Raw genomic sequence first — 5,513 nt, forward strand, 5'->3', positions numbered from 1 at the left:
CAGGGTTATTTGAATATCTATAACAACTATTTTAAAGCGCCGTGGATGCCTGACCGTACCGAGGCTAACCCTAATGAGCTTAATCAAGATGATGCTCGTTATGGTTTCCGTTGCTGCCATCTCAAAAACATTTGGACTGCTCCGCTTCCTCCTGAGACTGAGCTTTCTCGCCAAATGACGACTTCTACCACATCTATTGACATTATGGGTCTGCAAGCTGCTTATGCTAATTTGCATACTGACCAAGAACGTGATTACTTCATGCAGCGTTACCATGATGTTATTTCTTCATTTGGAGGTAAAACCTCTTATGACGCTGACAACCGTCCTTTACTTGTCATGCGCTCTAATCTCTGGGCATCTGGCTATGATGTTGATGGAACTGACCAAACGTCGTTAGGCCAGTTTTCTGGTCGTGTTCAACAGACCTATAAACATTCTGTGCCGCGTTTCTTTGTTCCTGAGCATGGCACTATGTTTACTCTTGCGCTTGTTCGTTTTCCGCCTACTGCGACTAAAGAGATTCAGTACCTTAACGCTAAAGGTGCTTTGACTTATACCGATATTGCTGGCGACCCTGTTTTGTATGGCAACTTGCCGCCGCGTGAAATTTCTATGAAGGATGTTTTCCGTTCTGGTGATTCGTCTAAGAAGTTTAAGATTGCTGAGGGTCAGTGGTATCGTTATGCGCCTTCGTATGTTTCTCCTGCTTATCACCTTCTTGAAGGCTTCCCATTCATTCAGGAACCGCCTTCTGGTGATTTGCAAGAACGCGTACTTATTCGCCACCATGATTATGACCAGTGTTTCCAGTCCGTTCAGTTGTTGCAGTGGAATAGTCAGGTTAAATTTAATGTGACCGTTTATCGCAATCTGCCGACCACTCGCGATTCAATCATGACTTCGTGATAAAAGATTGAGTGTGAGGTTATAACGCCGAAGCGGTAAAAATTTTAATTTTTGCCGCTGAGGGGTTGACCAAGCGAAGCGCGGTAGGTTTTCTGCTTAGGAGTTTAATCATGTTTCAGACTTTTATTTCTCGCCATAATTCAAACTTTTTTTCTGATAAGCTGGTTCTCACTTCTGTTACTCCAGCTTCTTCGGCACCTGTTTTACAGACACCTAAAGCTACATCGTCAACGTTATATTTTGATAGTTTGACGGTTAATGCTGGTAATGGTGGTTTTCTTCATTGCATTCAGATGGATACATCTGTCAACGCCGCTAATCAGGTTGTTTCTGTTGGTGCTGATATTGCTTTTGATGCCGACCCTAAATTTTTTGCCTGTTTGGTTCGCTTTGAGTCTTCTTCGGTTCCGACTACCCTCCCGACTGCCTATGATGTTTATCCTTTGGATGGTCGCCATGATGGTGGTTATTATACCGTCAAGGACTGTGTGACTATTGACGTCCTTCCCCGTACGCCGGGCAATAATGTTTATGTTGGTTTCATGGTTTGGTCTAACTTTACCGCTACTAAATGCCGCGGATTGGTTTCGCTGAATCAGGTTATTAAAGAGATTATTTGTCTCCAGCCACTTAAGTGAGGTGATTTATGTTTGGTGCTATTGCTGGCGGTATTGCTTCTGCTCTTGCTGGTGGCGCCATGTCTAAATTGTTTGGAGGCGGTCAAAAAGCCGCCTCCGGTGGCATTCAAGGTGATGTGCTTGCTACCGATAACAATACTGTAGGCATGGGTGATGCTGGTATTAAATCTGCCATTCAAGGCTCTAATGTTCCTAACCCTGATGAGGCCGTCCCTAGTTTTGTTTCTGGTGCTATGGCTAAAGCTGGTAAAGGACTTCTTGAAGGTACGTTGCAGGCTGGCACTTCTGCCGTTTCTGATAAGTTGCTTGATTTGGTTGGACTTGGTGGCAAGTCTGCCGCTGATAAAGGAAAGGATACTCGTGATTATCTTGCTGCTGCATTTCCTGAGCTTAATGCTTGGGAGCGTGCTGGTGCTGATGCTTCCTCTGCTGGTATGGTTGACGCCGGATTTGAGAATCAAAAAGAGCTTACTAAAATGCAACTGGACAATCAGAAAGAGATTGCCGAGATGCAAAATGAGACTCAAAAAGAGATTGCTGGCATTCAGTCGGCGACTTCACGCCAGAATACGAAAGACCAGGTATATGCACAAAATGAGATGCTTGCTTATCAACAGAAGGAGTCTACTGCTCGCGTTGCGTCTATTATGGAAAACACCAATCTTTCCAAGCAACAGCAGGTTTCCGAGATTATGCGCCAAATGCTTACTCAAGCTCAAACGGCTGGTCAGTATTTTACCAATGACCAAATCAAAGAAATGACTCGCAAGGTTAGTGCTGAGGTTGACTTAGTTCATCAGCAAACGCAGAATCAGCGGTATGGCTCTTCTCATATTGGCGCTACTGCAAAGGATATTTCTAATGTCGTCACTGATGCTGCTTCTGGTGTGGTTGATATTTTTCATGGTATTGATAAAGCTGTTGCCGATACTTGGAACAATTTCTGGAAAGACGGTAAAGCTGATGGTATTGGCTCTAATTTGTCTAGGAAATAACCGTCAGGATTGACACCCTCCCAATTGTATGTTTTCATGCCTCCAAATCTTGGAGGCTTTTTTATGGTTCGTTCTTATTACCCTTCTGAATGTCACGCTGATTATTTTGACTTTGAGCGTATCGAGGCTCTTAAACCTGCTATTGAGGCTTGTGGCATTTCTACTCTTTCTCAATCCCCAATGCTTGGCTTCCATAAGCAGATGGATAACCGCATCAAGCTCTTGGAAGAGATTCTGTCTTTTCGTATGCAGGGCGTTGAGTTCGATAATGGTGATATGTATGTTGACGGCCATAAGGCTGCTTCTGACGTTCGTGATGAGTTTGTATCTGTTACTGAGAAGTTAATGGATGAATTGGCACAATGCTACAATGTGCTCCCCCAACTTGATATTAATAACACTATAGACCACCGCCCCGAAGGGGACGAAAAATGGTTTTTAGAGAACGAGAAGACGGTTACGCAGTTTTGCCGCAAGCTGGCTGCTGAACGCCCTCTTAAGGATATTCGCGATGAGTATAATTACCCCAAAAAGAAAGGTATTAAGGATGAGTGTTCAAGATTGCTGGAGGCCTCCACTATGAAATCGCGTAGAGGCTTTGCTATTCAGCGTTTGATGAATGCAATGCGACAGGCTCATGCTGATGGTTGGTTTATCGTTTTTGACACTCTCACGTTGGCTGACGACCGATTAGAGGCGTTTTATGATAATCCCAATGCTTTGCGTGACTATTTTCGTGATATTGGTCGTATGGTTCTTGCTGCCGAGGGTCGCAAGGCTAATGATTCACACGCCGACTGCTATCAGTATTTTTGTGTGCCTGAGTATGGTACAGCTAATGGCCGTCTTCATTTCCATGCGGTGCACTTTATGCGGACACTTCCTACAGGTAGCGTTGACCCTAATTTTGGTCGTCGGGTACGCAATCGCCGCCAGTTAAATAGCTTGCAAAATACGTGGCCTTATGGTTACAGTATGCCCATCGCAGTTCGCTACACGCAGGACGCTTTTTCACGTTCTGGTTGGTTGTGGCCTGTTGATGCTAAAGGTGAGCCGCTTAAAGCTACCAGTTATATGGCTGTTGGTTTCTATGTGGCTAAATACGTTAACAAAAAGTCAGATATGGACCTTGCTGCTAAAGGTCTAGGAGCTAAAGAATGGAACAACTCACTAAAAACCAAGCTGTCGCTACTTCCCAAGAAGCTGTTCAGAATCAGAATGAGCCGCAACTTCGGGATGAAAATGCTCACAATGACAAATCTGTCCACGGAGTGCTTAATCCAACTTACCAAGCTGGGTTACGACGCGACGCCGTTCAACCAGATATTGAAGCAGAACGCAAAAAGAGAGATGAGATTGAGGCTGGGAAAAGTTACTGTAGCCGACGTTTTGGCGGCGCAACCTGTGACGACAAATCTGCTCAAATTTATGCGCGCTTCGATAAAAATGATTGGCGTATCCAACCTGCAGAGTTTTATCGCTTCCATGACGCAGAAGTTAACACTTTCGGATATTTCTGATGAGTCGAAAAATTATCTTGATAAAGCAGGAATTACTACTGCTTGTTTACGAATTAAATCGAAGTGGACTGCTGGCGGAAAATGAGAAAATTCGACCTATCCTTGCGCAGCTCGAGAAGCTCTTACTTTGCGACCTTTCGCCATCAACTAACGATTCTGTCAAAAACTGACGCGTTGGATGAGGAGAAGTGGCTTAATATGCTTGGCACGTTCGTCAAGGACTGGTTTAGATATGAGTCACATTTTGTTCATGGTAGAGATTCTCTTGTTGACATTTTAAAAGAGCGTGGATTACTATCTGAGTCCGATGCTGTTCAACCACTAATAGGTAAGAAATCATGAGTCAAGTTACTGAACAATCCGTACGTTTCCAGACCGCTTTGGCCTCTATTAAGCTCATTCAGGCTTCTGCCGTTTTGGATTTAACCGAAGATGATTTCGATTTTCTGACGAGTAACAAAGTTTGGATTGCTACTGACCGCTCTCGTGCTCGTCGCTGCGTTGAGGCTTGCGTTTATGGTACGCTGGACTTTGTAGGATACCCTCGCTTTCCTGCTCCTGTTGAGTTTATTGCTGCCGTCATTGCTTATTATGTTCATCCCGTCAACATTCAAACGGCCTGTCTCATCATGGAAGGCGCTGAATTTACGGAAAACATTATTAATGGCGTCGAGCGTCCGGTTAAAGCCGCTGAATTGTTCGCGTTTACCTTGCGTGTACGCGCAGGAAACACTGACGTTCTTACTGACGCAGAAGAAAACGTGCGTCAAAAATTACGTGCAGAAGGAGTGATGTAATGTCTAAAGGTAAAAAACGTTCTGGCGCTCGCCCTGGTCGTCCGCAGCCGTTGCGAGGTACTAAAGGCAAGCGTAAAGGCGCTCGTCTTTGGTATGTAGGTGGTCAACAATTTTAATTGCAGGGGCTTCGGCCCCTTACTTGAGGATAAATTATGTCTAATATTCAAACTGGCGCCGAGCGTATGCCGCATGACCTTTCCCATCTTGGCTTCCTTGCTGGTCAGATTGGTCGTCTTATTACCATTTCAACTACTCCGGTTATCGCTGGCGACTCCTTCGAGATGGACGCCGTTGGCGCTCTCCGTCTTTCTCCATTGCGTCGTGGCCTTGCTATTGACTCTACTGTAGACATTTTTACTTTTTATGTCCCTCATCGTCACGTTTATGGTGAACAGTGGATTAAGTTCATGAAGGATGGTGTTAATGCCACTCCTCTCCCGACTGTTAACACTACTGGTTATATTGACCATGCCGCTTTTCTTGGCACGATTAACCCTGATACCAATAAAATCCCTAAGCATTTGTTTCAGGGTTATTTGAATATCTATAACAACTATTTTAAAGCGCCGTGGATGCCTGACCGTACCGAGGCTAACCCTAATGAGCTTAATCAAGATGATGCTCGTTATGGTTTCCGTTGCTGCCATCTCAAAA

Annotated in this window: 9 protein-coding genes; all 9 read left to right on the forward strand. The window is 44.7% G+C overall.

Annotation, left to right across the window (positions count from 1 at the left end; translation table 11 throughout):
- On the forward strand, positions 1-909 hold a 909-nt coding region (locus GDJ93_RS10375; RefSeq protein WP_032508276.1), incomplete at its 5' end, for a major capsid protein.
- A gap of 110 nt (positions 910-1,019) precedes the next feature.
- Positions 1,020-1,547 carry a hypothetical protein gene (locus GDJ93_RS10380; RefSeq protein WP_000487867.1) on the forward strand — a complete coding sequence of 176 codons (528 nt, stop codon included), beginning with the start codon at positions 1,020-1,022 and terminating at the stop codon, positions 1,545-1,547.
- 8 nt (positions 1,548-1,555) lie between these two features.
- Positions 1,556-2,542, forward strand: a complete 987-nt coding sequence (locus GDJ93_RS10385) for a Minor spike protein (RefSeq protein WP_000466547.1) — start codon at positions 1,556-1,558, stop codon at positions 2,540-2,542.
- A 63-nt stretch (positions 2,543-2,605) separates the two neighbouring features.
- Positions 2,606-4,147 carry a replication endonuclease gene (locus GDJ93_RS10390; protein ID WP_000252566.1) on the forward strand — a complete coding sequence of 514 codons (1,542 nt, stop codon included), beginning with the start codon at positions 2,606-2,608 and terminating at the stop codon, positions 4,145-4,147.
- Entirely contained in the window at positions 4,080-4,232 is a 153-nt protein-coding gene (locus tag GDJ93_RS10395) for a hypothetical protein (protein WP_435988044.1), read from the forward strand. Before GDJ93_RS10390 ends, GDJ93_RS10395 begins: the two co-directional genes overlap by 68 nt.
- Positions 4,165-4,404: a phage DNA packaging protein C gene (locus GDJ93_RS10400; RefSeq protein WP_016670801.1), complete on the forward strand. Its 240-nt coding sequence runs from the start codon at positions 4,165-4,167 to the stop codon at positions 4,402-4,404. Before GDJ93_RS10395 ends, GDJ93_RS10400 begins: the two co-directional genes overlap by 68 nt.
- Positions 4,401-4,859, forward strand: a complete 459-nt coding sequence (locus GDJ93_RS10405) for a scaffolding protein D (protein ID WP_000084700.1) — start codon at positions 4,401-4,403, stop codon at positions 4,857-4,859. Before GDJ93_RS10400 ends, GDJ93_RS10405 begins: the two co-directional genes overlap by 4 nt.
- Complete coding sequence (locus GDJ93_RS10410) at positions 4,859-4,975, forward strand: phage DNA packaging protein J (RefSeq protein ID WP_000033471.1); 117 nt, start codon at positions 4,859-4,861, stop codon at positions 4,973-4,975. Before GDJ93_RS10405 ends, GDJ93_RS10410 begins: the two co-directional genes overlap by 1 nt.
- A gap of 36 nt (positions 4,976-5,011) precedes the next feature.
- A partial coding sequence (locus GDJ93_RS10415; protein WP_001966578.1) for a major capsid protein occupies positions 5,012-5,513 on the forward strand: 502 nt, incomplete at its 3' end.

Source organism: Collinsella aerofaciens, assembly GCF_902501475.1.
In the GTDB taxonomy this organism is placed as follows: domain Bacteria; phylum Actinomycetota; class Coriobacteriia; order Coriobacteriales; family Coriobacteriaceae; genus Collinsella; species Collinsella aerofaciens_AL.